Origin of the sequence: Paraburkholderia heleia NBRC 101817, assembly GCF_000739775.1 — a bacterium.
Taxonomy (GTDB): domain Bacteria; phylum Pseudomonadota; class Gammaproteobacteria; order Burkholderiales; family Burkholderiaceae; genus Paraburkholderia; species Paraburkholderia heleia.
The window spans coordinates 14,518-41,259 of the sequence record NZ_BBJH01000003.1; the positions used below are offsets into that span (position 1 = coordinate 14,518).

A 26,742-nucleotide genomic window follows, 5' to 3' on the forward strand; every position below is an offset into this window, starting at 1 on the left:
TCCTGGCACTGACTCAATCGCGCACACCGCAACTGTCACAAAAATGCCACAATTCCGCTCTTGGCTAACGTCCGCTTCTAACGCGGGCAGCGAATGGGGGCAGAAAGATGATCGGAAATCTCGAACTTCTGTCGCGCTTGCTGATGGCGGCGCTGCTCGGCAGCGTGATCGGCTTCGAGCGTGAGCGGCTGAACTGGGCGGCAGGCCTGCGCACGCATATGCTCGTCTGCGTCGGGGCCGCGCTGATGATGCTGGTGTCGGCATTTGGGTTTGCCGACGTGCTAGGCGAGAGGAACGTGGTGCTCGATCCGTCCCGGGTCGCCGCCCAGGTAGTTTCCGGTATTGGCTTCCTCGGCGCGGGGTCGATACTGCTTCGTGGCGAAGTGGTGCGCGGGTTGACGACGGCAGCGAGCCTCTGGTCGGTCGCGGGTATCGGCCTGGCGGTGGGTGGTGGCATGTACACGGCCGCCATTGGTGCGACGGTCATTATCATGATTATCCTGGTCGGTGTGAAACCGCTGGAGCGGCGCTTCATTTCCGTGCGCCAGCAGCACACCGTACAACTGCTGGTCGAGCGCGGCAGTGTCTCGCTGGACACCGTCCATCAGGCGCTGGGCACGGGCAGTGTTCGCGTCAAGCAGTTCATTGTCCAGCAGTCGGAGGATGACGCCGATCTCGACGATGTGCAGATTGCTCTGTCGCGGGTGAACGCGGGCGAGTTCTCGACGATATGCGCGCGCCTCGAAGCCATGTCGGGCGTGCGCGAATGTCGACGCGAGAAATGAGGCGGGGCGGCATCCATGACCCGAAGCTACGCCTATGAAAGCTTCGCAACAGAGGCTGACGCGCTCATAGGCGGGTATAGCGCCGCGTGCAAACTCGTCGACGATCTGTTCCGCCCTGAGCGGCACCTCCTGTCTGGCTGCGAACGCGGCTTATTTCGATTTCGGTGGCCGTCCGGTCTTGACCGGTTCGACCGCCTTGACGGCCGCAAGAAGACGTTTCGTCGGCCCGGATGCCAGCAGGAGCAGCCCTGCACGGACGAGTTCGCTCTTCTTCACGGCCAGACCAGCATCGAGGCACCGCTGTTTGAGTGCCGCGAGCTGTTCGTAGTCCTCCCTGGGCATCGTGAAGGTGTCGCGCACGACCTTTTCCTGTTTGACATGGTCTCTACGGTGCCGGACAGCGCGCGTGGATTGCGCTTCGACTGGCATTACCTTCGCGGTCTGTGGCTTGGCCGCCACATGGCGGGATTGCGCAGTCTGGAGCGACTCCCCGCCGGTCACTGCCTTGTTGGCACCATCGTCCGGGGATACGTGCGTTCGCTTGCTGCTTCTGCTCCTGGTAGCCTTTGGCTTCATGATTTTTTCGGGTTTGACAAACCGTACAAACAGTTTATCGTCTTTCTGGCAAGAGGGAGTTTTCTATGCCGGATAAACACATTTCCAGCCAGTACGATGCCGACCTGGAACGCCTGTCGTCGAGATTTTTCGAGATGGGCGGGCTGGTTGAGTCCCAATTGGCCGATGCGATGGACGCGCTCAGCCGCTTCGACACGAATCTGGTCGAGAAGGTGTTTGATGAGGAGCACCGGCTCAATGCGATGGAGGTCGAGATCGATGCCGAGTGCAGCAACATCATTGCGCGGCGCCAGCCCATTGCATCCGATCTGCGTCGACTGTTGGCCTTCTCCAAGGGGACCAGCAATCTCGAGCGCGCAGGCGATGAAGCGCGCAAGATCGCAAAGCGCACGCGCAGAATCGCGAATGACGCTACGGGCAGGAGCATGAATATCGCGGAAATCCGGTCATCTGGCCAGATGGCGGGCACCATCTTCCACGATGCGCTCGCTGCATTCGCGCGGCTTGACACGGTCGAGGCAGCCCGGATCCTGCGTGAGGATGAGGCGATCGATGAGCAGTACCGCGCATTCGTGCGCAAACTGCCAGCATTCATGGCGGAGAATCCCCGCATCATCTCTTGCGCGCTCGACTACGTGTCCATCGCGTCGGCCATCGAACGGATCGGTGATCATGCGAAGAACCTGGCAGAACTTGTCATCTATGTGGTCAAGGGCAAGGATGTCCGTCACATTTCGCGCGACCGACTTGAGCGCGAGGCACTGGATAATTGAGAGCTATATCGGTGGCGTGGAGTCCCGCAAGCGGTCGCGCCGCCGAATCTTTCCGTGTTTCCTATCGGCGCCCCAATGAAGAAAAGGCGCCTGATTCCTGCATCGACCTTACCAGAACGTCTGCGCTTTGCGGGGGCGGCCGCGAGCTGTTGGTCAACGCATACACCCAGTTTTCGGCCAGCGGCACGATTGGCCGCATCTGCACCTTTCCTGCAGACGAACCGGCTTGCGCCGTGAAGCCGTCGACAACCGCAATACCCACGTTCGCCTCGACCAGCGCGCGCGCCAGTGCGTAAGTCTTCACCGATGCCTTGATTTCGGGTTCGACGCCATTGAGCCACCCCATTACCGTGGCACCCAGTGGCGAGGCGGTATCGAGCGCAATGAACGGCTGGCCCGCGAGATCGGCGGGTACGGCGGGGCGGTCGAGCACGCTCTTTGGCCACCAGTCCGGTGGGGCGATGACATACAGGTCGAAATTGCAGACGGGCGTTGTCACGAGATTGGGCTGAGAGATTGCCTGCATCGTGAAACCAATATCTATCTCGCCGATCAGCAGCCAGTAGATCATCTCGCGTGTAAGCGACGAGACCAGCATGCACTGCGCGTCCGGGAACGCGCGGCCCCACGCCGCCAGCGCGTGGGGCACCAGATGATGGGCAAGCGAAGACGTCGCAGCGATCCGCAACGGCGCTTCCTTGCCCGCCGACAGGTTTGCCACGACCCGGTGAACGCGCGCCAGCTGATCGTCGAGCGGCTGCAACTCTTCCTGCAAACGCAGCGCCTCAGGCGTCGGCACCAGTTTGCCTTTCGACCGGACGAACAGCGCGAACCCGAGCGTGCGCTCCGCGTGCTGGAGCATCTTGCTGACCGCCGGCTGCGAGATGTTCAGCACCTTGGCCGCTCCTACCGCGCTGCCCGTCTTCATGATGGCAGAGAATACTTCGATGTGTCGAAGGCGCATGCGGGCTCCTTTCCGTTTGCGAAAAGTATATAGCCTGTGGTTATAGCCCATCGATTTTGTCTCATTCGACGATCCGTCCATCGCGCTTCTATAGTCGTTTCCGACCCACATACAGTTGCACCAGGAGACGCACATGGAAGCACAAGCGATCAGTCCCGCATACACGCGGATGCAGAAAATGGTTTGTCTCGCCGCCTTGTTCCTCGCGTGGGCAATCGGCTATTCCGACCGGATCGTGATGAGCACCGCGATTATCCCGATCAGCCGGGAATTCGCACTCGACGCCGCTCGAGCCGGTCTGCTGCTCAGCGTGTTCTACGTCAGCTACGCCGTGATGCAACTGCTCGGCGGATGGCTGTCAGACCGCTACGGCTCGCGTGTCGTTGTCGTCATGTGTGTCGCGTTATGGTCGCTTTTCACAGGGCTGACGGGATTGGCCTGGTCGTTCGGATCGCTGCTGGTGATCCGTTTCATGTTCGGCGTCGGCGAGGGATTTTTTTCGCCGGCCAGTTCGGTGACGGTCGCTGAGACGTTTCCGAAGCCGGAGCGTGCGCGCGCCAAATCGTTTCTCATTTCGACCGTGTTCCTTGGCAATGCCGCAGGCTCCGCGGGCGTCGCATTCGCCGTCGTGTATCTCGGCTGGCGCAGTGCGTTCCATATTCTCTCGGTCGTCGGTCTGGCCGTCGCCATGATGCTGTGGCTCGCGCTCAGGAACGGCGTGGCCGGCCAACGCGGCAGGATGGCGGCGCGTCCGAAGCACCAGCTGCGTGAACTCATCCGGCGTCCCGACGCACTGAAGCTGACTTTCATCTGGTTCGGCACCAGCATCGTCTATATCGGGATGATTTCGTGGATGCCGTCCTATCTGCTGAAGGCTTATCGCATCGATCTGCTGCATGTCGGTATTGCATCGACGATTCCGTATCTGATCGCGTTTCTCGGCACGAACGTCGTGGGCTGGCTGCTCGACCGTCACGGCAAGGGGCGCGAAAAGCGCTTCATGATGGCTGGCGCGCTCGGCTCGGCGGTGTTTCTCGCGCTGATGATCTCGACGACGTCGATCACGCTGCTGGTGGTGTATTGGACGCTCTGCCTGCTGTCGTTCAACTTCGTCTATGCCACGGTGTTCTCGATCCCGCTCAAGTATTTTCCGGAGCATCTGATCGGCAGCGCAACCGGCCTGATGAATTTCGGCGGCCAGATTGCCGGCTCGCTCGCGCCCTCGGTAATGGGTGCGTTGATTGTCGAGTTCCACGGCAGCTATCTCGTCGCGCTGTCGTTCCTTGTGTCGAGCGCGCTGCTTGCTTTCCTCGTTGCCATCACGTGGCGCGCGCAACCGCATTTTCCCGCCTGAGCCAGCCATGCAGATCAATGCCGAACTTGACCTTATCGTCCACGGCGGCATGCTGATCGACGGGTCGCGTGCGCCGCGCGTGCGCACCGACATCGGTATCAGAAGCGGACGAATCGCCGTCATCGGCAACCTCGCGGATTGCGAGGCCACCGCACGACTCGATGCAAGCGGGAAGATCGTCGCGCCAGGCTTCATCGATTCGCATGCTCACGACGACCAGGCGGTGCTTGCGCAGCCGGACATGACGGCCAAGATCTCGCAAGGCGTGACGACCGTCGTCACCGGAAACTGCGGAATCAGCATCGCACCGTTTCGCGACGCTACTCCGCTGCCCGCGCCGCTCAATCTGCTCGATGCCGGCGACAGCGAGCGCTACGCGACGTTCGGCGGTTATCTCGCCGCGCTGCGCAGCGCGCCGTCTGCGGTGAACGTTGCACCGATGGTCGGCCATTCGACGTTGCGTGTGCTGACGATGGATACGCTCGATCGCCCCGCACGCGCCTTCGAAATCGCCGCGATGCGCGAATTGCTCGAGGAAGCGCTGGCGGCGGGTGCAATAGGCATATCGACCGGCACGTACTACCCGCCCGCGGCTCACGCACCAACCCAGGAAATCATTGACGTCTGCCGTCCGCTCACGGGCACCGGTGCGGTCTATGCCACGCATATGCGTGACGAAGCGGACAGGTCGATGGAATCGCTCGAAGAGAGCTTCCTGATCGGGCGCGAACTCGGCTGCCCGGTCATCATTTCGCATCACAAACTGTTGCGCGCGTCGAACCACGGCAAGTCGGCCGTGACGCTGCCGCGTATCCGCAAGGCGATGCGCTGCCAGTGCGTGGCGCTCGACTGCTATCCGTACAACGCCAGTTCCACGATGCTGCACCTCGACCCCGCGCGGCTGTGCGAACGCATTGTGATCAGTTCCAGCGAGCCGCATCCGGAACAGACCGGCCGGGAACTCGGCGAGATCGCTGCCGGCTGGTGCGTCACCAGGGAAGAAGCGGCAGCGCGGCTCCAACCCGCGAACGCGATCTATTTCGGCATGGACGAGGGCGACGTGCGCGCGATCCTCGCCTTCGATGAAACGATGATCGGCTCGGACGGCCTGCCCGTCGGTGCGCGGCCGCATCCACGTCTGTGGGGCACATTCCCGCGCGTTCTCGGGCACTACAGCCGCGATCTGCGTCTGTTCGATCTCGAGACGGCGGTATGGAAGATGACGGGTCTGACCGCGAGGAATTTTGGGCTCAGCGGGCGCGGCACGCTGGCGGTGGGCAACCATGCCGATGTCGTCGTGTTCGATCCCGAGACGATCCGCGACATCGCGAGTTACGAAAGACCGATCCAGCCGGCCGAGGGTATCGAGGCCGTGATCGTGAACGGCGTGCTGACATGGCGCGCCGGCCGGCATGCGGGCGCGCGCGCGGGGCAGGTCGTCACGCGCAGGATGTCCGCTTCATGAAAGTCCTCGTGATAGGCGCAGGCGTCATCGGGCTGTCGACCGCCTACTACCTGCACACCGATGGCCACGACGTCACCGTCGTCGACAGCAACAGCGGCGCCGGCACGATGGCGAGCTACGCCAACGGCGGGCAGCTTTCTTACAGCTACGTTGCGCCGCTCGCCGGACCCGGCGTGCTCGGCAAATTACCCGCGTGGCTGTTGCGCGCCGACTCGCCTGTGCGCTTCAGGCCGTCGCTGGACCCGGACCAATGGCGCTGGTGTCTGAACTTCTTGCGCGCATGCAGCCAACGGCAAAGCGACCTGACGACGCGCCGTCTGCTGAGCCTGGCGATGTTCAGCCGCGCACTGATGCATGAGTTCGTTGCCTGCGAACCGGACATCGCCTTCGACTACGCGAATAGCGGCAAACTGGTGCTTCATCGCGACCCTGCTTCATTCGACAAGGCATGCCGACTGCTCGACTATCAGCGAACACTGGGTTGTGAGCAGCAGGCCATGACCGCCGATGAGTGCATAAACGCAGAACCGGCCCTTGCGCATATGGGCAGGCGCCTGGCGGGCGGCATCTATACGGCAAGTGAGGACAGCGGCGACTGCTATCGCTTCTGCGTCGGTCTTGAGCGGCGCTTGCGGCGTGCAGGTGTGCGATTGCGCTTCACCACCCGCATCAGCGACCTTCGCGAGGATGGCAGGGGGCGGATCGGCGCTTTCGCCGGACGGGAGATGCTGGACGCCGAGCAAATCGTGGTGGCGGCGGGAACGGCCAGCGCTGCGCTGCTGCGGCCGCTGCGCATCCGGCTGCCGCTCTATCCGCTGAAGGGTTACAGCCTGACCGTGAACGTCAAAAGCCAGGCCGCGGCGCCATCGATCAGCGTGACCGATTTCCAGCGCAAGATCGTGTATGCCCGTCTCGGCAACCGGTTGAGAATCGCCGGTATGGCCGATCTGGATGGACAACGCGCAACGATCGATCCGTCGCGCGTGGCCGCGTTGAGAGCGGAAGCGCAGGCGGCGTTTCCCGACGCCGGTCACTACGCATCGGCTGAACCGTGGGCCGGACTGCGGCCCGCAACACCGGCGGGCACGCCAATACTCGGGCGCACGCGATATCGAAACCTGTGGCTGAACGTCGGTCATGGCGCGTTGGGCTTTACGCTGGCGCTCGGCAGCGGTAAAGGGATGGCCGACAGAATCTCTGGCCGGGAGCGCAAGCCTGATGTGGACGAGTTTTTGCTGTGAACGCATGATTTTTAGGTTTCAGGGGCGAATGAAGCACCGGGCGGAATGGTGAATACCGCGATCCAGTCGAACTGAAGCTCGGCGCGTTCAAGGCCGAGTTCAAGAGCCAGATGGAGCTCTATCTGCGCTGGTTGGCCAGCCATGAGCAGGAGCCGGACGAGCAACCGCCAATCGGAATCATCCTTTGCGCCGGAAAGAAGCAGGAGCAGATCGAATTGCTGGAGCTGGGAAAAAGCGGCATCCATGTCGCGGAGCATCTGACCGTGCTGCCGCCGCGTGAGACGCTCGAGGCCAAACTGCAGCAATCCATCGAAGCGGCGCGAGGGAGGTTACACGATGAGCGGGACAAGGAGTCAATCCAATGAGCAGCAGGGGCGCACATCAACGTACACACCAGCGTAGTGGCGAGATGTCAGCTGCTGGATGACATCGGCTGCGACGACAGGCGTGGAGACCGTCATGGCAATGGCAGCGAATAACGGCTATGCGCCGATTCTGAATCTGCTCAATCAAGCACGCCAAACTCAATCCGCTGGCTTCACGATATCTTCGTGCGTTGCACGAGGTCTGCAGCGAAAACACAGATGCCGCGACCACGAGTATGATCGAGGACTGGATCGATCAGGCCGGGCAACGTGTATGGTTCCTGCTCGAAACAATACGCTGAGCCTCGCTCGCGCTGTCGCGGCGATGCAGGCATTATCGTTGTGTCGGTGCACTGTCAAACGATGGTCAACCAGATCGGAGCTTGACACGCTGAGATGCCCTGATCCCGACTGACGCCCCTCATCGCCTTCGGCATGCACGGCCCGCGACGACCATGAGCAAACCGTGGAATCTCGATGACATCCCGCCCCAAACGGGCCGGCGTGTTGTCATCACTGGTGCAAACAGTGGCATTGGCTATCAGACAGCCGCAGTCCTGGCTCGACGCGGCGCCGAGGTTGTGCTCGCGTGCCGCGATGAGCGGCGCGGCGCTGAAGCGCTCGCTCGCCTGTGCAGAGAGGTGCCAGGAGCCCAGGCGGAGCTTGCGCGGCTCGATCTCGCCAGCCTCGCATGCGTGCGCGCGTTTGCGGACCGCGAGATCGCGTCATGTAAGCCGATAGATCTGCTCGTCAACAATGCGGGCGTGATGGCGCCGCCTCGACGGCTAGAAACCGCAGACGGCCTGGAACTGCAATTCGGCACTAACGTGCTTGGGCATTTCGTGCTGACCAGGTTGCTCCTTCCGGCGCTCGAAATGGCGGCAGGCAACTCGAGGGAGCGGCCGCGCGTGGTGACAATTGCCTCGATCGCCCACAAGCAGGGCCAGCTCGACTTCGACGACCTGCAGGCAACGCGAAGCTACCGACCTATGGCCGCCTACAGGCAGTCGAAGCTCGCCAACCTCATGTTCGCGTTAGAACTCAACCGGCGTCTTCGCGCTGGCGGATCACGCGTCATGTCGGTTGCCGCCCATCCCGGCGTTGCGAACACGAATCTGTTTCGCAGCGGCTGCCATTCCTCCGTTGGCCACGCGGCGCGCGCCGTGCTCGGCGCTTTTATCGGCGCCTTCCTGAACAGCGACGTCGCCGGTGCGTTGCCGATGCTCTATGCCGCGACGGCGCCCGACGTAGTCGACGGTGGCTACTATGGCCCGCTCGGCCTCTTCGAGGCACGGGGCGAACGGGTGGGGCCGGCAAAGATCGCTGCTCAGGCGAAAGACGAAGACGATGCACGGCGACTCTGGCAGGTGTGCGAGACGTTGGCTGCTGCCTTGATGGCCGCATAGGACCATCTCGTCAATTCTCGCGGCGCATCGAGCGAACGATTCGGGCAAACGACGGCCCCGATCTTGTATCGCCGGCGAAACCAGCTTGCACCTGATATTGGGCGCGGTATAGCCAGTGTTGAGAATTTAATTCGGTTAGCTAATCGAATACACGCGGTCGTTTCAGATTGCGCCGTTAGTCGGTGGTGCGTTCGGGCGAAAGATGACGAATTTGTAACCTGCCCGACATATTTCGGTTGGTAGCGAAGTCGCAGAATGCCTTAGGCGTTCGCGACCGATGGGTGTCGCACGGACCCCCAAAAGGGCGGCACGGCGGACATCCGAACCGTTTATTCACCGAGTAAGGATTAGCATCATGAAATCGTTCTTTAAAGTCGCTTTAATCTCGGGTGTACTGAGCATTCCGGTCTTTGCCTTTGGGCAAACGCCATCTGCGCAAGCGGACGGCGCTCCCACTGCGCGCGGAGAGGTACGTGCCGATCTCGTTCGCCTCCAGCAGGCGGGCTATCGTCCACTCCGGAATCAGTACCCTGCGGACATTCAGGCAGCGGAGGCGAAAGTCCCGGTATCGAATGACTCAGGCGGCGTCGCCACTGGCACGAGCGTGAGCGGCGCACCTGATGAAGCGAGTGTTGGTTCGACGGCGGAGCAAATGCTTTACCGCCATCATTGAGGAGAATGGCCGCGAGTCGGCGCGTCTTGCGCCGGGCACCCCGTGAAATAGGCCGCACGATTACGCAGCGACTTCGGACTTCAGCAGATCTTCGATTCGTATGGGAAGGTCGCGCACGCGAACACCCGTCGCGTGATACACGGCATTCGTGATTGCCGGCGCAACGCCGGCCATGCCGATTTCGCCGATCCCGCGCGCGCCGAGCGGATTCAGTGCATAGTCCGGGTGGTCGAGGAATGTCACGTCGATCGTCGGCGCATCGGCATGGGTCGTCATCATGTAGTCGGCGAGATTCCGGTTCAGCGGAGCACCGGAGCGCGTGTCGTACAGCGTTTCTTCGAAAAGCGTCATGCCCACGCCCATCACGACGGCGCCTTCAATCTGGTTCAAGCCGGTGCGCCCGTTGATAATCGTGCCGCCGTCGATCACGCTCAGTACCTTGCTGACGCGCAGGCGAGCGGTGTCGGGTTGCCACGTCACCTCGACGAAGTGCGCGCAATACGAGTGGATCGACACCTTCGAGGCGTCGGCGTCGTCCTGGCTCGGGCCGGAGCGGCCTTTGCCCACCACCACGTTGATCCCGGCCGGCCCGAGAATGCGCTCAAATGGTACGCCCGCACCCGGCGAGGTGCCTTTGCGATAGACCATTGTGCGAGCGAATTCGAGCGTGTCTGCCGACTGGCCCATGAACGGCGAGCCATCTGTGCCAGACGCTGTGGCGAGCACCTGTTTTACTGCCGCTTGCGCGGCCTGCAACGTAGCCGGCACGAGCGACGCGGTCGCCATCGAGCCGCCCGAAATCGGTCCAGGCGGCAGTCGCGTATCGCCGATCGCCACCGAGATTTTTTCGAGCGCGATGCCCGTTACGCTGGAGACCATCTGCGCGAGGACCGTATAGGTGCCGGTGCCGATATCCTGAGTAGCCGTTGCCACGCGCGCCGTTCCGTCGGCATGGAGTTCGACGACTACGTCCGCGGCAAGACGTCGTGCAGCCCAGGAGCCGGCGGCGACGCCCCAGCCGACCACAAGTCCACCGCGCCGCATCGAGCCGGTGGCGGGCGTGCGCGACGACCAGCCGAATTTTTCCGCGCCAGTCGTCAGGCATTCCTTCAAATGCCGCGAGGAGAACGGCACATTCAGACTTTCGTCGATGGCTGGCTCATTAATCAGACGCAATTTCACCGGATCGATGTTGAGCTTGATGGCCAGCTCGTCCACGGCTGATTCGATCGCGAAGAGGCCCGGTACGGCACCGGGTCCCCGCATCGACGTGCTCGGAGCGATATCTCGGCGCGCATAGGCCGCCGTCACGCGCAGGTTCGGCGAGCTGTAGAGATAGCCCGTGGTTTCGCCGCAATTCTCCTTTCGTGTCTCGCGACGCGCCGTTTGATAAACGTAGTCCTGCTGAATCGACGTGAAGCGTCCCTCCGGTGTCGCCGACAACCGCATGCGCTGCTGCGTGCTGGTGCGATGGCCCACATTGTGGAACATCATCTCGCGCGTCACCACCAGCTTGACCGGCCGCAGCAGATTGCGCGCTGCCGCACCGGCTAGCAGCGAGTGCGACCAGGGAAACAGCTTGCCGCCAAATCCCGATCCAAGGTACTTCGTCATGACCCGCACACGATCTTCCGGCACTCCGAGCATTTGCGCCATCGTCGCACGCTGGTTTACGATCGACTGTGACGTTTCGTAGAACGTATAGTTCGTGCCGTCGAAGACGGCAAGCGTCGCATGCAGTTCGATCGGGTTGTGTGTCTCGATCGGCGTCGTGTAGGTTTGATCAAGCTTCAGCGCTTCGGGCGCCGCGGCGAAAGCGGCGTTCGCGTCGCCGCGTTGCGTGTCCACGGAAGGTGTGACTTCTGCGAGCATCAACGTGCGTACATCTGGTTGGCTGGACGCGTATTCGCCCTTCACCGCGCGCGCGGCCGCGGTTGCCTGCTCGAAGGTGTCCGCGACGACGACGGCGATGTACTGCCCGAAATAGTAGATGGTGTTGTCTTCGAACGGCGGACGCTTTTCATCGATGCGCGCATCCGAGCCGATACCGACGCGATAGAATTTCCCGATGTTCTCGTGCGTAAAGATGGATCTGACGCCGGGCATGTTGGCGGCGGCCGCGGTATCGACGCGCGTCATGTGCCCCTTGGCCACGGCGGCGCACACCGGCACCGCGTACAGCATGCCGGGCAGGTGGAAATCCGACGTATAGGTCGCTTGCCCGGTTACTTTGAGCGGACCGTCAATTCGTGAAAAATCGCCGCCGATCGCTGGCGGGGTAGTTCGTTTGGCAAATGGCATGTTTTCTCCGCGGGGCGGCCGTGTCAGGCAGTCTGAGTGGCAAGCTTGAGCGCGTGGCGTATGCAGCGTTGCACGAGTTCGACCTTGAAGGCGTTCTGGCTTTGGGGGCGTGCTCCCTGAACGGCCGCAGCGGCCGCGGCGCGAAACGCCTCATCGCTGGCGGCGCGGCCAAGCAAGGCGGCTTCCGCTTCATGCGTGCGCCATGGCCGCACGCCGACACCGCCCAGCGCGATCCTGATGCGCTCGATCCTCCCTGATGCTACCAATGCCACTACCGCTGCCGACGCTAGCGCGAACTCGTACGAGGCACGGTCACGCAGTTTCAGATACACCCCACGATTGCCAGGCGCAGACGCCGGGAGCGTCACGTGAGTAATCAGTTCACCGGGGTTCAGGACAGTTTCGCGCTGCGGCGTCTTTCCCGGCAGCAGGTAAAAGTCGTCGATCGCGAAGCTCCGCTTCCCTTCGCTGCCTTGCGTGTGGATGGTGGCCTCGAGCGCCGTCATCGCCACGCTCATGTCGGACGGATTCGACGCGATGCAATGATCGCTCGTGCCAAGAATCGCCAGATTACGGTTATAGCCGCCGATTGCGGAGCACCCGGTGCCAGGCTCACGCTTGTTGCACGACGTCGTGGCGTCGCGGAAGTAGATGCAGCGCGTGCGCTGGAGCAGGTTTCCGCCGGTCGTCGCCATGTTGCGCAACTGCGCCGACGCACCTGAAAGCAGCGCCTCTGAAAGGACAGGGTAGTGCGTCTTGATGAGCGGATGATTCGCGAGATCGGAATTGCGCACCATTGCGCCAATCGCGACCCCGCCGCCGGCGTGGGATTCGACCTTGTCGAGCGGCAGCCTATGGATGTCGAGCACCTGCGCCGGGTGCTCCACGCCGAGCTTCATCAAGTCGATCAGTGTGGTGCCACCGGCAAGAAACCGCACGGACGTGTCGCCTTGTTGCCCAGCGGATTGTGCTTGCGAGAGTTTCAATGCCTGCTCGACGCTGTCGGCACGTTTGAGTTGAAAGCTTTCCATATCTGCGCTCAGCTCAAGCGTTGCCGCGAACGTGCTGGATCGCGGCGATGATGTTCGAATACGCGCCGCATCTGCAGATATTGCCACTCATGGCTTCTTTCACGTCATCGTCGCCGTGGCCGTAAGGCTCGTTGAGCAGCGCGACGGCCGACATGATTTGCCCTGACGTGCAATAGCCGCATTGAAATCCGTCATGCTCGACGAACGCGGCCTGAATGGGGTGCAGACGGCCTGGAGCACCTATTCCTTCGATGGTCGTGATTGCCTCGCCTTCATGGGTGGCGGCAAGGCTCAGGCACGAATTCACCCGCTTGCCTTCGACGTGCACCGTGCAGGCCCCGCACTGGCCGTGGTCACACCCCTTCTTGGTGCCGGTCAGACGCAGATGGTCGCGCACACAGTCGAGCAGTGTCGTGCGCGGATCGATGTTCAGATTGTACGCAGTACCGTTGACGTTGAGCCGCACTTGCACAGTGGCGCCTGAGGCGGCGTCGTCCGCTGCGGGTGCTTCATTCTTGTTCGGCGCGCCGGTATCCGCGAGCGCGGCGGTATGCAGTTGTCCGGTACCGATTGCGACACCCGCCGCTCCCACGCGCGCCAGAAAGGAACGGCGCGTAACGGGCGTCAGGGCCAACGCCGAATTCTCTTCACCCGCTTTCTCTTTTGGGGCTTCGTTGTTCATGAATCAAATTCTCCGCGAAACAAGGATTGAAATGGACGAACACCATCGCCCTTGTTCTTGCGGATGGTATAGAGGCGGGTTGGCGAAAACGTGGCCGATAACTGACGCGCGAATGGCGAGAGGATGGCAATTTTCTTTTTTGACGCGCATTCGGGAGCGGGCAGACGGCGTCAACCGGCGTACGCGTCGGGAAGAACTGATCGGCGGCGCTCGGTCTCGCTGCGTCGGAAGCAGAATGAGGCCATCATGGCTTCGCTATTTTTTCACGTACTTCGTGTACATTTCCGGGCGGAAAGCAGGTACCCGAACAGTGCCTTCTGGTGCATGGATGCAGAAGCTGAAATAATCGCCTGGGGGCTCGTACTGCCGTAACGACGGCCAGCGCCGATGCGAAAAGAGCGCACCGCTGGCATACTCTCAAATCTCATCGGGGCGCTGCTGCGCTTGCGCAGACACCGCGATGCACACAGCAAGGACCCAGACCATGTCTTATTCTGCTTTGACCAAGGGAGCCGTCGCCGTCGTCACGGGTGGCGCGGCGGGCATAGGCCTCGCGGCGGCAAGGCGGTTTGCTGCACTCGGACTTCGCGTTTGCATTGCGGACCGCGGCGCCGATCGAATTGCGCGTGCCGTGGAAGAAGTCGCCGGGCTGAGCGCGCACGGCGCGCAGGACGTGTTTGGACTCGAGACGGACGTGAGTCTCCTCGACGACGTGCGCCGTCTTCACGCGGCCGTTACCGAACGATTCGGTGGCACTGACGTGCTGATGAATAACGCCGGCATTCAACCGGGCAGTGGCATGTTCGGTCCCGCCGAAGTCTGGACCCGCGTGCTGGGCGTCAACCTGTGGGGCGCCATTCACGGCACGCAGGTTTTTGTGCCCGACATGATCAAGCGCGGCCGGCCTGGGCTCGTCATCAATACCGGGTCGAAGCAAGGCATCACGACGCCGCCCGGCGACCCGGCGTACAACGTCTCGAAGGCCGGGCTGAAGGCTTTCACCGAAGCGTTGCAGCACGAACTCCGCAATACCCCCGGGTGCGGGATCAGTGCGCATTTGCTCATTCCTGGCTTCGTGTTTACCGAACTGACGCGCAACGGCCGAACCGAAAAACCTGCCGCGGCGTGGACACCCGAGCAAACGGTCGACTTCCTGCTTGAGCGCCTCGAAGCCGGCGACTTCTATATTTTGTGTCCGGACAACGATGTGCCGCGCTCGCTCGACGAGCGCCGCATGCTGTGGGCCGTCGGGGATATCGTCGAAAACCGGCCAGCTTTGTCGCGCTGGCATCCGGACTATGCTGCGGCGTTCGAAGCCTTTGTCAAACAGCCGCGCTAAGGGCGCGCTCAATACCACGAGGCGAAGCGCGCTATGTGGCAACCCAGTGAAACCTATCCGGACCCCGCGGTCGAGGTGCTCGATCCGCATTTCAGAAAGTACCGAATCACGAACGCCGCGGTCGAGCGACTCGCCACTGGTACGCGTTGGGGCGAAGGGCCCGTATGGTTCGGCGACGGGCGCTACCTGTTGTGGAGCGATATTCCCAATAACCGCATCCTGCGATGGGACGATGAAACTGGCGCTGTGTCGGTATTTCGCAAGCCCTCCGGATACGCCAATGGCAATACACGTGATCGCCAGGGGCGGCTCGTCACGTGCGAACATGGTGAGCGGCGGGTAACGCGCACCGAATACGATGGGTCGATAACGGTGCTCGCCGACCGCTTCGAAGGCAAGCGGCTGAATTCGCCCAACGACTTGGTGGTCAAGAGCGATGACAGCATCTGGTTCACCGACCCGGACTTCGGCATCACGACGAACTACGAAGGCAGGAAGGCGGAGCGCGAATTGCCGACGCATGTCTATCGCCTCGATGCGGCCACCGGGCGCTGCGAGATTGTCGCCGACGACATCGTCAATCCCAACGGATTATGTTTCTCGCCTGACGAACAACGGCTCTATATCGTCGAATCGGGTTCGAAGCCGCGGCGCATCCGTGTCTACGAGGTCGTCGACGGGAAGCATTTGAGAAACGGTCGGGTCTTCGTCGATGCGGGCGAGAACGGTGCGCCAGACGGCTTTCGTTGCGATGTCGATGGCAATCTTTGGGCAGGCTGGGGCACCGGAGCCGGGCTCAATGGGGTCATGATATTTGCGCCCGACGGCGGCGCCATCGGCCGTATTGCCCTTCCCGAACGATGCGCCAATCTCTGCTTCGGCGGGGCGGCGCATAACCGTCTGTTCATGGCGGCGGGACAATCGCTCTACGCGCTATATGTCGATGCAGCGCCGGCGGTCGTGCGCTAGCTGCCGGTCCCGATGCGTGTCGATTATTCGTAAATCCGAAAAGATTCGTAGTACGAACCGGGACAGGGAGGCTGAGAGTCTCCCGCAGATCGGGCATGGCACGGTTCGCGCCGCTTGCCTGTCAATAGCCCAGGTGCCTGTCGAAGAACCGGGTGATTTCAGCGAACGCCGCTCTTGCCTCCGGCACACGGTCATCCATTTGATATTGAGCGTGTGACATTCCGTCAAAAACCTCGAGTTGCGCTTCGACCCCGGACTGCTGGAGCTTCTGGTGCACGCGGACGGTGTTGCTGAGCAGCAGGTCGCGAGTCCCGGTCGTCAGAATGGCTGGCGGAAATCCACGCATGTCGCCATATACGGGGGAGAGGAGCGGGTCCTTCAGGTCATGGCCGTGCGCGTAGACGTCCGCCGCGGCCTGGCAGAATCCGTTGCGCGACACCAGCACGTTGTCCACTTTCTCATTCGTGTAGAACGAATCGCCAACCTTCGTGAGGTCCGACATCGGCGTGCCCGGGGCTATTGCGCCAGGCACCGGGAGCCCGTCGTGTTTTAACCGCAGCATCAGTTCGAGCACCAGCGCACCACCAGCCGATGTTCCGAAAACGCCCACGTTCTTCGAGTCGTGTGTGCTCAATACCGATTTGTAGACCGTTTCGACGTCGTCGAGCGCCGCCGGAAAATACGCCTCGGGCGGCATGCGGTAGTCCACCGAAATCACGCGGTAATGTCCGAGGCCGGCCATGATCATGGCTTCGGTCGTACCGGATTCTCCAGGGTACAACTCATAACACCCGCCATGAATGTGGATGAGCACCTTGTCGCGATGTTCGGGCGGGATGTCGTCGGGCGTCACGATATATGCCCGCACGCCGCCGATCGTCGTCGGCTGCACCGTCACGCCGAGGCGCTCCTGCATGGCCGGGATGTTTTTCAGGACCGCGGCAGCCTGGATATTCGCGGCTTTTCTCCACTCATCGCCTGTCGTCCACTGGGCGTTCCAGTTGGGGTTGTCGGGCGCTGCAATGAGTTTTTGCAGCTCGGGGCTGACATCGCCCGGCACCGGCACGGTTTTCGCAGGGACTTGCCGCGGTGTGAGCGCAACGCCGTCGGCGTGCGCGACGCCCGCAGCACTCGCAAACGCGGCGCACGCCAGCAAAAGAAATTTCGTGAGCTTCATTCTGAATTGGCTTGAAGTTTGAAAACCCGATTGAACTGCGTCTCTGCGTCTCTGCGGCGAAGCGGAGATGCGGCGGGGCGCGGAGCCGGCACCTGGGCTGAGTGCCCAGGCTCCGGCGATTCTTGACCGGCTATCGCTAGCGAGGCAAGGACAGGGGCGATCGTGACGACGATGACGTCATGGGAGTGTGCCCGCCGGTGGGGCCAGGGCGGTCTGGGCAAGGGCGTCGGCCGACCATCCACCACCGACAGCATGGATCAACTGCACGTTCGCGCTCAACTGTCGGGTTTGAATATCGAGCAGGGCGCGCTGCGCGTCGAGTGCCATGGTCTGTGCCGTCACCACGTCGAGATAACCGATGGCGCCGTGCCGATATTGCGTCAGCGCCAGGTCCACCGCATGCTGCGCGGCCTGCGCCGCGTCGCGTTGCTGGCCCAACGCCGTGCCGAGATCCGACAGCAGAGACAGGTTGTCTTCGACCTGCTGGAAGGCGGACAAGACGATACCTCGATAGATCGCGCCCGATGCGTCCATTGCGGCCTTTGCGGCATCGAGTTGCCCGCGTCGCAAGCCGCCGTCGAACACGTATTGGACAAGCTGCGGACCCACCGTCCAGAAGAGATTAGGTGCACTGAAGAGGCCCGCATAGGCGGCGCTTTGCAGACCCGCCTGCGCACTCAGCGTAATCGATGGGAAGTACGCGGCGCGCGCGACGCCGATTTTCTCGTTCGCCTCAGCCACGCGGCGCTCCGCTGCGGCGATGTCCGGCCGCCTCTGCAACAGCGCGGAAGGCACGCCGACCGGGATCGAGGGCAACGAAAGCGACGCGGTTTCTTCAGGCAGTGTGAACCCGGACGCCGACGCCCCGACCAGTACCGCAATGGCGTGCTCGAGCAGCGCGCGTTGCGCCAGGTTTTGCGACAGCATCGATCGCGTAGATGACAACTGTGCCTGCGCTCGCGATACGTCGAGACCCGGGACGATCCCGCCGCCATGGAGCGTTTGGGTCAGTTGGAGCGCCTTCGCATAAGCGACCACCGTTTCTTGCAGGAGTTGGGTCTGTTGATCGAGGCCACGCAGCTTGACGTAGCTGTCGGCAAGTTCGACTTCGAGGCTCAGTTGCACAGACGCGAGATCGTCCTTCGTTGCCTGTGCCTCGTCCTTGCCCGCTTTTACCGAGTCGCGCACGCGGCCCCACAGGTCGAGGTCATAGTCGACCTCGCCGCCAAGTGTCACCGAGTTGTAGTAGTCCGGCCCGCCGACGCGTAGTGGCCGCGTGGCCGATTGCCGGTTACGTTGTGGAATCGCGACCGCTGTGACACTAGGGAAAAGACCGGAGCTGACCTGCTCGACGAACGCCTGAGCTTGCTGATAGTGCGCGAACGCAACGCGCAGATCCGTGTTGTTCGCGATGAGCCGCACCTCGAGGTCGTCAAGCTGCGTGTCGCCGTACATCTTCCACCAGCCGTCGCGGCTCAACCGGTCGGAGGGCTTCGCGTCGACCCACGGGCCCATCGTCCGGTATTGCGAAGCGACTGGCGAGGGCGGCACCTTGTAGTCCGGCGCGAGCGAGCAGCCGCCAATGAGCGCCGCACCGGCGAACAAGGCAGGCAACGCCCACGGCAAGCGCCGCGCACGCGGCTGGATTGCAGTCTTAGCCATGGACGCTTACCTTGTTACCGCCGGTCGCGACTTCGACGGGGTCGCCATTGGCGAGCCCATCGGGCGGCATATCGATCACACGGTCGTTCGGCTTGAGACCCGAACCGATCTCGACGGCGTCGCCCAGGTCGCGTGCAATCGTTACGTCCTTGAACCGCACGTGGCCGCCTCGGTCGAGCGTGGCAACGCGCAGCCCGTGGCTGTCGAACACCAGTGCACTGGCTGGCACACGCAGTGCGTTCGCTTCGACGGGCAACCTGAACTGCAGGCTCGCGAACCCGCCAGGCAGCAGCTTGCCTTCGCTGTTGTCGACGAGCAGTTGCACAAGCGTCGAGCCCGAATTCGCGTTGACCGCATCGGCCGATGCAATCACCTTCGCAGTGAATTGCTGGTCCGGGTAGGCAGGCACGGTCAGCGTGGCGGTCGTCCCCTCATGGATCAACGGCACGTAGTTCTGCGGCACCTGCACATACACACGCAACTGCTTCACATCGGACACGGCGAAAAGTTCCTGTCCCGCGCCTGCGCTGCCCGCGTTGATCAGTGCGCCGACATCGGTCTCACGCGCGGTGACGACGCCATCGAACGGCGCAACGATGCGGGCGAAGCCCTTCATCGCAACAAGGCGGTCGACGTTGGCCTGCGCCGCGGCGACGATCGCTTTCTTGGCGGCGTAGTCGCCCGTGCGCTGGTCGACGTCCTGCTGGGCGACCGCGTCCGTGCCAAGCATCGCCTGCCAGCGTTTCGCCGTCGTCTGCGCCAGTGCCGCATTGGCCTTGGCAGTGTCGAGATCGGCCCTGGCCTGCGCGAGTTGCTGGTCAAGCTCCGGCGTTTCGATCTCGGCAAGCGCTTGACCGGCCTTGACGTGCGCGCCGATATCGACATTCCACGCCTTTAGATAGCCGCTTACGCGCGCGAAGATCGGCGCGCGCGAATAAGCCTGCAGTTCGGAAGGCAACGTGAGCACGGGGCCGCTTCCCTCGCGTGCAGGCGCGATCACGCTCACGGTCGGCACGGCCTGTGCATCGGTCCAGGCCTTCAGCTTGCGCGCATCCGTGGCGCGCAGCACAAGGCCCGATGCGACCGCGACCACGACAATCGCGACGCCTGCGAGGGTCGCAACCGCGAGCCGCCGCGGGGCTCGCGTGCGTGCGATGGCGGGCTCGGAAACGGACTGGCGGGCGGATTCAATCGGTTCAGACGACATGAGCGGTACCTTCCGAGGCAAACGAGTCGGGAGTAGCCGCGCGCCCGCGGCGCGCGTGGATAATGCAGAAAACGACGGGCACGAAAAAGAGCGACGCCGTCGTTGCGAAAAGCAGGCCGCCGATCACCGCGCGGCCGAGTGGCGCATTCTGTTCGCCGCCCTCTCCGAGCGCGAGCGCCATTGGCGCCATGCCAATGATCATTGACAGCGCGGTCATGAGCACCGGCCGAAAGCGCGTAAATCCAGCCTCGAGTGCGGCCCTCAGCGGGTCGCCGTGCTCGGCGAGCCGCTCGCGGCAAAAACTCACGACGAGAATCGAGTTCGCGGTCGCGACACCCATGCACATAATTGCGCCCGTCAACGCAGGCACCGATAGCGTGGTATGCGTGAGGAACAACATCCATACGATGCCGGCGAGCGCTGCCGGCAATGCGGACACGATTACGAACGGATCGGCCCACGACTGAAAGTTCACGACGATCAGCAGATAGATCAGCGCCACCGCACCCAACAGGCCGAACAGCATGCCGGTGAAAGCACTGTTCATTGTTTGCACCTGGCCGAGCAAAGCAACGGACGAGCCTTTCGGCAGGGACTTCGCATGACTTGCGACGACCTTCTGGATATCGGAAGCAACCGCACCGAGATCGCGGTCCTGCGTAGTCGCGAAGATTTCGACCATCGGCTGGATGTTGTACTGGCTCACGATCGAGTTGCTGCTCGTGCGGTCGAACGTGGCGAGGCCGCCGAGAATCTGTGGGCCACTCAACGTAGCGGTCGAAGACGTTATCGGCAGATTCTGCAACGACGACAGCGTATCGAGACTGTACTGGGGCGTCTGCATCACGATCGGGTACGAGACACCGTTTGCGTTATTGAGCCAGAACGTCGGCGCGACCTGGCTCGAACCCGCGAGATTCACGACCATGCTGTTCGTCACGTCCCGCTCGGTGATGCCGAGCAGTTGTGCGCGCGTGCGGTCGACATCGACGTTGAACGTCGGGCTGGCCCGCGACTGCTCGATGCGCGCGTCGACAACGCCAGGTACGCGGCGAATGTCGCGCAGCAGCAGGTTCGTGTAGTCGAAGTTGCCGGCGAGATTGTTGCCGCGCACTTGCAAGTCGATGGGAGCCGGCGACCCGAAATTCAGGATCTGGCTGATGATGTCCGCCGGGGGAAACGAGAACGTCACGCCGGGAAACTCGCGGGGTAGCTGTTCCCGCATTTCGCGCACATAGTCGGCGGTTGGTCCGTGTCCTTCGTTAAGCTCGATCTGGATGTCGCCGTCCTGGGAGCCGATGATGCCCGTGTTGTTGTACGCGGTGTTGATGCCGCTAACCGGCAAGCCAACGTTATCGACCACGGTGCCAAGTTCCGCGGGCGGCACGATCCGGCGCACGGCGCCTTCGACGCCGGCAATGATCTCCGATGTTTTCTCGACGCGCTCGCCGATGGGGGCTCGAACGTGCAGCAGGATCTGGCCTGCGTCCACGGCGGGAAAGAAGTTGCGGCCAAGCAATGGCACGAGTGCAAATGAGAGCAGCACGAAGCCGAGGAAACAGCCGACGAAGGTCCTGCGATTTGCAAGCGCCAGTTCCAGCAACCCGCGATAGCCCGAGCGCACGTTTTCAAAGCGCGCCTCGAAACCCTTCTGAAAGCACGCCAGCGGACCGGTTCGCCGGACGTCATGCTCACCGTGCGCTACGACGTGGGGGCGCAGCAGGAAGTTCGCCATGGTCGGGACCAGCGTGCGCGACAGGATGAACGAAGCCACCATCGCGAAGATCACTGCCTCCGCCATGGGTACAAAGAGAAAGCGCGCCACGCCGTTCAGGAAAAACATGGGGACGAACACAATGCAGATGCAAAGCAACGAGACAAATGCAGGCGTGACGATTTGCGCGGCGCCATCGAGAATCGCGGTCTCGACAGGCTTGCCGTGTTCGAGGTGCCAGTTGATGTTCTCGATCGTCACAGTCGCGTCGTCGACAAGAATGCCGACAGCGAGCGCCAGACCGCCTAATGTCATGATGTTCAGCGTTTCGCCGAGTGCCGAGAGCGCCGCGATGGAGCCGAGAATCGAAAGAGGAATCGATGTCGCGATGATGATCGTCGAACGCCAGCTGCCAAGGAATAGCAGGATCATCAGGCTGGTCAGCACCGCAGCGATCACCGCTTCGCGTGCCACGCCGCCGATTGCCGAGCGCACAAACAGCGACTGGTCGCCAATGGCGGCGACCTGAAGGTTGTCTGGCAATGCGGCACGCGCGTCCGCGAGATGCTGCCTGATTCCTGCGATGATCCCGAGCGTCGACACGGAGCCGTTCTTCAGGACCGTCATCAGCACGGAGCGGCGACCGTTCACGTGCACGATATTGGTCTGCGGCGGGCTGCCGTCGGTCACGTTGGCAACGTCGCGAATATAGACTGTCGTACCGTTCACAGCCTTCACCGGCAGGTCGCCGAGCTCGCGTATTGCAGCGGGTGCATCGTTGAGTTGCAGCGTGTACTCGTGATCTCCCATTTTTGCAGTGCCGACAGGTGTGATCAGGTTTTGCATCGCCAGCGCGTTGGCGACGTCCTGTGCGGAAAGGCCGCGAGCCTCCAGTTTCGCCGGATCGACGTCGATCTGGACCTGGCGCGTCTTGCCGCCGAACGGGTAGGGGATGGCCGCGCCCGCAACCGTGACGAGTTGCGGACGCAACTGGTTCAGTCCGAGGTCGCCGAGGTTTTGTTCGCTAAGCCCTTTTCCCGACAGCGCGAGTTGGATGATCGGCACCGTCGAAGCGTTGTAGTTCAGGATCAGCGGCGGCGTCGTGCCCGCCGGCAATTGCCGCAACTGGGTCTGTGCGACTGCGGTCACCTGCGCATTCGCGGTGGCGATGTTCACGCCGGGCTGAAAGAAGATCTTGATAATGCCGAATCCAGCTACCGATTCGGCTTCGATATGTTCGACGTCGTTGACGGTGGTCGTAATCGTCCGCTCGAAGGGTGACGTGATTCGGCCAGCCATCTGATCAGGTGGCAGCCCTGTGTATTGCCACACGACGCTGATGACGGGGATGCGGATGTCGGGAAAGATGTCGGTTGGCGTTTTCATCGCGGACAGCGGTCCGATGACGAAAATGATGATTGCCAGCACGACAAAGGTGTATGGACGCCGCAGCGCGATACGTACCAGGCCGAGCATGTGGATTTTCCTGCAAAGCACAGTGACTGGGAAAAGCGGGCGTCGTTCGTTCGAACTAGTCGCGGCAAACGTCGCACGTGGCTTCGATAGCGTTCGTCGACGCGCTGGGAGCGGCACGCCTTCCTTGCGGACCGCTGCATGATGCATTAGCTCATGGGAGCCGTCGGCGAAGACGCATTGTGGTGCGTGTGTCCTTCGTGACTTAAGCGCGTGCAAACGTACAAAGCCGGAATGTACACAAAGGATCAACTTCTTGCTGGCGACATATTCTAAGGATGACGCACTAAACCGGTGACAGTACAAGTGGATCGTGTGCAGTCAACGTGCTCGGCCTCTGTGTTTTTTATTGATAAAACAGTGGCTTACTGAAGCGGTAAAAGAGGGTGCGGACAACGGTCGCATTGCGCCTTCAATAGAGAGAGGGTTTTGTTACGAGTTATTAATGGCCTATCAGATCATCGAATCTGGCGTTCAGGAACAGTTACTCGTGGTTTATTTAGTTTCCTCGTGGAAACCGTGATTCTGTCGAGTGGCCTATGTTCGTTTCCGTGCGCGCCGGAATTACGGCTGGATTGGCAGAAATCGGCGTATTGCATCTGTTCCCCCGATACCCGTGGCGCGGCTGGATCATACGGCATGGGGCATTGGGGTGGATGCCGATGTTGTCTTTGACGCCGCGGTAATCCATTCACGCTTGAAGGTCATCGCTGGCGCTCACGCCTGTGCTCGCGATTTGTTTCCTCCCGGTAAGTATGGGTCCATCAAGTGCGTGCTGGTGCGTCCTGCAAGAAGCTGGAACAATCCGCTTGGCGGCGGAGAAGGACGTTATCACGTCGAGAGGCACATTCAATTGGAAGAAGCTGTGCGTGCCTGATTTAATTCGCGAACCCGGCTATATGATTGCAGGCTATGGCAAAGAAGAACCATAGAATTTTGCGCAATGTGCGCTCGGCCCAGGCGCAGCATTCGAAGGCGCGCCTGTTGCCGCTTCCCCCGGCGGCATCCAGTTCCACGGCATTGCGTGCTCACATTGCGCTGGATCTTCTGCGGCGCGGCAAGGGTAGTGCATCGTGCATTCGCTTGCTTGCCGATGTCATGTGTCTTGTCGCGTACATGGTCGAACTGGGCTATTGCATCACGACCCAGGAGCAGATCGACGATGCCGATGGCTCGGTAGCGCGTTCATTCGACTGGGCCGAGCGGACCGGAGAATGGTGCCTCGACGAACGCGGAGTGGCGGCTTTCGCACCGTTCGTGACGGCTTACGACAAGTTGCTGCAGTACGTTCCGGTTGGCGCGCTGGTTACGGCTTACGATGCACTGGATCGCATACGCGCGAGGGCAGCCGTGCTCAAGAATGCCGGTGCGGTTGCGGCGCGCGCGGTGACGTAGGAGCGCGCGCCCTAGCGGCCGCGCGCAACTTGCTTCGCAGCCGCGACGCTGTTGGTCGGCGTCTGCGGCAATAAGCCTGTCGTTTGCTCCGAGCGAAAGCGCGCGCGGTAGTCCGCAGGGTTGATCTGCAGGCGTCGCGCGAACGCACGCCGCAACGCATCGGTGCTCTCGAAGCCGCAGCGTTTCGCGATCTCGCGCAAGGACAAATCCGTCCCTTCCAGGTAGCGCCGTGCTGCGTCGATGCGTGCGTTGGCGAGAAACATCATGGGCGTGACGCCGCATTCCTTGCTGAATGTTCGAGCGAGATTGCGCGCGCTCATGTGCACGCGCTCGGCGAGCGAAGCGACCGTGTGGTCGATCTGCAGGTTGTCGAGAATGTATTGCTGTAGTGACGTGGTTTGCGAATGCGGCGCCGCCTGCGATTCCAGCAGCGGGCTGAACTGGGACTGACCACCGGCTCGCCGCAGGTACACGATGAGATACTTCGCGACATCCAGCGCCATCGCGCGTCCGTAGTCTTCCTCGATTAACGCGAGCGCGAGGTCGATCCCCGCTGTCACGCCTGCCGTCGTGTAGATGCCGCCGTCCTTCACGTAGATGTGATCGGGCTCGATGCGCGATTTCGGGAAGGTCGCGGCGAGCCTGGGCACGTCCATCCAATGCGTGGTGACCACGCGGTTGTCGAGCAGGCCCGCGGAGCCCAGAGCGAAAAGGCCGTTGCAAATGGCGCAGACGCGACGAGCGCGCCGGTAATGCGCGTGCAGCCATTCGCTGAGCGCCGGGTCGTCGAAGATCTCGAAGATCCCAAGGCCACCGGGCACGATCACGGTGTCGAAGTCAGGGCAGGCGTCGAAAATCGTGCGCTCCGGCACGATCGTCATGCCGCTCGACGACTGGATCGCACCGCGCGTCGTGCCGACAGTGAGGATCTCGTACTCGCATTCTCCCTGGCTCAGGACTCGGACCTCGGCGAATGCGTCGCGTGGCCCCGCGATATCGAGCAACTGGAATCCCGGGAACACCACCATGCCGACCTTGATGCGGTTCATTGCGCTTACTCGCAGACAGTGGAAGGAAGGCCGCCGGTCGGCTGCGGACCAGGCCGTACCAGGCGGCTTCGGCTCATGCCGGCGAGGCCCCTTTCTCGTAGTCTTTCAGTTTATATAGCATCGCCGAGGCGAGCCAGCCAATCGTAAAGATTGCGACGATCCCGTAGCCGAGCAACCCGAAATTGCTGTTGAGGGCATCGACGAAACGCCAGAACGGACCGGAGAGGGCGAGCATTTGCGCGGCGAGCCCTAATGCCTCGATGCCCCCGATCAGCGCGGCGACGAGCGTCGATAGCAGCGTGATCGTCAGGTTGTAGTACAACTTGCGCAAAGGCTTGATGAAGGCCCACCCGTACGCGCCGAGCATGAGGATGCCATCGGTCGTGTCGACGGTAAGCATGCCCGCTGCGAAAAGGCACGGAAAGGCAAGGATCGTCCAGATAGAGAAGCCGGCTGAAGCCTGTGATGCCGAGGTGCCAAGCAGCGCCACCTCAGTGGCGGTTTCGAAGCCCAGGCCGAAGAGAACACCGAGCGGAAGCATCAGCCAGCTCGAACGCACAAGCCCAAAGAGCGGGCGGAACATGCGCGCGATCAGATTGCCCGCAAGGGGGACAGCGTCGTCGTTGTGCGCGTCGCCGATCTCGCCGCGGCGCGCCTTGCGAAAGGCGCGCACGAGATCGATCAGCAGCACGACGTTGAGCGCTGCGATTGCGAGAAGGAAAACCGCGGACACGAGTGTGCCGATCGTCGCGCCGGTTTCGCGTAGCGTTTCGAAATGGTGCGCAAGCGACCGGGTTGCAAGCGCGACGACGAGCGCGCCCACCACGACCGTGAGCGAATGGCCGAGCGCGAAATAGAATCCGACTGTCACGGGCCGCTTGCCGTCGTTCATCAGCTTGCGGGTCACGTTATCGATCGCGGCGATATGGTCGGCGTCCATCGCGTGGCGCAGGCCGAAGCTGTACGCGAGAAACGCAGTGCCGAGCAGCATGGGCGACGTGCGCAGGACGATGAGCGCCCAGGTCCACGCGAGGATATTGACGAGCGCCAGTGTGGTGTACATGGCGACGATGCGCGAGCGGCTCGACGCGCGGGGATGCCGCGGTTCAGTGGCGAAGCTCATGGGTGTCTCCTTCGTGAG

21 protein-coding genes and 1 pseudogene are annotated in these 26,742 nt (G+C 62.1%); 11 read left to right on the forward strand and 11 right to left on the reverse strand.

Annotation, left to right across the window (positions count from 1 at the left end; genetic code table 11):
- The first annotated feature begins 107 nt into the window (after positions 1-107).
- The gene (locus BHE01S_RS02020) at positions 108-785 is read left to right on the forward strand and encodes an MgtC/SapB family protein (RefSeq protein WP_042260051.1); all 678 of its coding nucleotides are present in this window, start codon (positions 108-110) and stop codon (positions 783-785) included.
- Between the two features lie 150 nt (positions 786-935).
- On the opposite strand, the gene BHE01S_RS02025 is transcribed toward BHE01S_RS02020, so the two are convergent.
- Positions 936-1,145, reverse strand: coding sequence for a hypothetical protein (locus BHE01S_RS02025; protein ID WP_322787265.1), 210 nt, complete (start codon positions 1,143-1,145; stop codon positions 936-938).
- 281 nt (positions 1,146-1,426) lie between these two features.
- On the opposite strand from BHE01S_RS02025, the gene phoU reads away from it, so the two are divergent.
- Positions 1,427-2,134 (forward strand): phosphate signaling complex protein PhoU, encoded by a 708-nt coding sequence (gene phoU, locus BHE01S_RS02030; protein WP_042260054.1) that lies wholly within the window; start codon positions 1,427-1,429, stop codon positions 2,132-2,134.
- 61 nt (positions 2,135-2,195) lie between these two features.
- Here the strand turns inward: phoU and BHE01S_RS02035 are convergent, their stop codons facing one another.
- Complete coding sequence (locus BHE01S_RS02035; protein ID WP_245639616.1) at positions 2,196-3,149, reverse strand: LysR family transcriptional regulator; 954 nt, start codon at positions 3,147-3,149, stop codon at positions 2,196-2,198.
- 82 nt (positions 3,150-3,231) lie between these two features.
- Between BHE01S_RS02035 and BHE01S_RS02040 the strand changes: the two genes are divergently transcribed.
- The 6 genes and pseudogenes from BHE01S_RS02040 to BHE01S_RS36390 all read left to right on the forward strand — a co-directional run bounded on the left by BHE01S_RS02040 (position 3,232) and on the right by BHE01S_RS36390 (position 9,602).
- Positions 3,232-4,452, forward strand: a complete 1,221-nt coding sequence (locus tag BHE01S_RS02040; protein ID WP_245639617.1) for an MFS transporter — start codon at positions 3,232-3,234, stop codon at positions 4,450-4,452.
- A gap of 7 nt (positions 4,453-4,459) precedes the next feature.
- Positions 4,460-5,917, forward strand: a complete 1,458-nt coding sequence (locus tag BHE01S_RS02045; RefSeq protein WP_042260060.1) for an N-acyl-D-amino-acid deacylase family protein — start codon at positions 4,460-4,462, stop codon at positions 5,915-5,917.
- Positions 5,914-7,158: a D-amino acid dehydrogenase gene (locus tag BHE01S_RS02050; protein WP_042260671.1), complete on the forward strand. Its 1,245-nt coding sequence runs from the start codon at positions 5,914-5,916 to the stop codon at positions 7,156-7,158. Before BHE01S_RS02045 ends, BHE01S_RS02050 begins: the two co-directional genes overlap by 4 nt.
- A 65-nt stretch (positions 7,159-7,223) precedes the next feature.
- Positions 7,224-7,523, forward strand: a pseudogene (locus BHE01S_RS02055) (PDDEXK nuclease domain-containing protein); the annotation flags it as partial.
- A gap of 455 nt (positions 7,524-7,978) precedes the next feature.
- Positions 7,979-8,929, forward strand: a complete 951-nt coding sequence (locus BHE01S_RS02060) for an oxidoreductase (protein ID WP_042260063.1) — start codon at positions 7,979-7,981, stop codon at positions 8,927-8,929.
- 355 nt (positions 8,930-9,284) lie between these two features.
- Positions 9,285-9,602: a DUF4148 domain-containing protein gene (locus BHE01S_RS36390; protein WP_084068482.1), complete on the forward strand. Its 318-nt coding sequence runs from the start codon at positions 9,285-9,287 to the stop codon at positions 9,600-9,602.
- Between the two features lie 60 nt (positions 9,603-9,662).
- On the opposite strand, the gene BHE01S_RS02065 is transcribed toward BHE01S_RS36390, so the two are convergent.
- The 3 genes from BHE01S_RS02065 to BHE01S_RS02075 are packed head-to-tail and all read right to left on the reverse strand — an operon-like array spanning position 9,663 to position 13,616.
- Positions 9,663-11,903: a xanthine dehydrogenase family protein molybdopterin-binding subunit gene (locus BHE01S_RS02065; RefSeq protein WP_042260065.1), complete on the reverse strand. Its 2,241-nt coding sequence runs from the start codon at positions 11,901-11,903 to the stop codon at positions 9,663-9,665.
- Positions 11,904-11,926: 23 nt separating this feature from the next.
- Positions 11,927-12,934: an FAD binding domain-containing protein gene (locus BHE01S_RS02070; RefSeq protein WP_042260067.1), complete on the reverse strand. Its 1,008-nt coding sequence runs from the start codon at positions 12,932-12,934 to the stop codon at positions 11,927-11,929.
- 13 nt (positions 12,935-12,947) lie between these two features.
- Positions 12,948-13,616 (reverse strand): (2Fe-2S)-binding protein, encoded by a 669-nt coding sequence (locus tag BHE01S_RS02075; protein ID WP_042260069.1) that lies wholly within the window; start codon positions 13,614-13,616, stop codon positions 12,948-12,950.
- A 484-nt stretch (positions 13,617-14,100) separates the two neighbouring features.
- Between BHE01S_RS02075 and BHE01S_RS02080 the strand changes: the two genes are divergently transcribed.
- Both BHE01S_RS02080 and BHE01S_RS02085 read left to right on the forward strand, forming a co-directional pair.
- Positions 14,101-14,955, forward strand: coding sequence for an SDR family NAD(P)-dependent oxidoreductase (locus BHE01S_RS02080; RefSeq protein WP_042260071.1), 855 nt, complete (start codon positions 14,101-14,103; stop codon positions 14,953-14,955).
- A gap of 33 nt (positions 14,956-14,988) precedes the next feature.
- Complete coding sequence (locus BHE01S_RS02085) at positions 14,989-15,924, forward strand: SMP-30/gluconolactonase/LRE family protein (protein ID WP_042260073.1); 936 nt, start codon at positions 14,989-14,991, stop codon at positions 15,922-15,924.
- A gap of 121 nt (positions 15,925-16,045) precedes the next feature.
- Here the strand turns inward: BHE01S_RS02085 and BHE01S_RS02090 are convergent, their stop codons facing one another.
- The 4 genes from BHE01S_RS02090 to BHE01S_RS02105 all read right to left on the reverse strand — a co-directional run bounded on the left by BHE01S_RS02090 (position 16,046) and on the right by BHE01S_RS02105 (position 23,160).
- On the reverse strand, positions 16,046-17,101 hold the full coding sequence (locus tag BHE01S_RS02090; RefSeq protein ID WP_042260075.1) for an alpha/beta hydrolase: 1,056 nt from the start codon (positions 17,099-17,101) through the stop codon (positions 16,046-16,048).
- A gap of 177 nt (positions 17,102-17,278) precedes the next feature.
- Positions 17,279-18,763, reverse strand: a complete 1,485-nt coding sequence (locus tag BHE01S_RS02095) for an efflux transporter outer membrane subunit (protein WP_042260077.1) — start codon at positions 18,761-18,763, stop codon at positions 17,279-17,281.
- Positions 18,756-19,970: an efflux RND transporter periplasmic adaptor subunit gene (locus BHE01S_RS02100; RefSeq protein ID WP_042260080.1), complete on the reverse strand. Its 1,215-nt coding sequence runs from the start codon at positions 19,968-19,970 to the stop codon at positions 18,756-18,758. Before BHE01S_RS02100 ends, BHE01S_RS02095 begins: the two co-directional genes overlap by 8 nt.
- Positions 19,960-23,160, reverse strand: a complete 3,201-nt coding sequence (locus BHE01S_RS02105) for an efflux RND transporter permease subunit (RefSeq protein WP_042260084.1) — start codon at positions 23,158-23,160, stop codon at positions 19,960-19,962. Before BHE01S_RS02105 ends, BHE01S_RS02100 begins: the two co-directional genes overlap by 11 nt.
- A 909-nt stretch (positions 23,161-24,069) precedes the next feature.
- On the opposite strand from BHE01S_RS02105, the gene BHE01S_RS02110 reads away from it, so the two are divergent.
- A complete protein-coding gene (locus BHE01S_RS02110) occupies positions 24,070-24,552 on the forward strand; it encodes a hypothetical protein (RefSeq protein WP_042260086.1) in 483 nt (160 codons plus the stop codon).
- A gap of 11 nt (positions 24,553-24,563) precedes the next feature.
- Here the strand turns inward: BHE01S_RS02110 and BHE01S_RS02115 are convergent, their stop codons facing one another.
- Together BHE01S_RS02115 and BHE01S_RS02120 are read right to left on the reverse strand one after the other, a co-directional pair.
- A complete protein-coding gene (locus BHE01S_RS02115; RefSeq protein ID WP_157025083.1) occupies positions 24,564-25,601 on the reverse strand; it encodes a GlxA family transcriptional regulator in 1,038 nt (345 codons plus the stop codon).
- A 73-nt stretch (positions 25,602-25,674) separates the two neighbouring features.
- On the reverse strand, positions 25,675-26,724 hold the full coding sequence (locus BHE01S_RS02120; RefSeq protein WP_042260090.1) for a HoxN/HupN/NixA family nickel/cobalt transporter: 1,050 nt from the start codon (positions 26,722-26,724) through the stop codon (positions 25,675-25,677).
- Between the last annotated feature and the right edge of the window lie 18 nt (positions 26,725-26,742).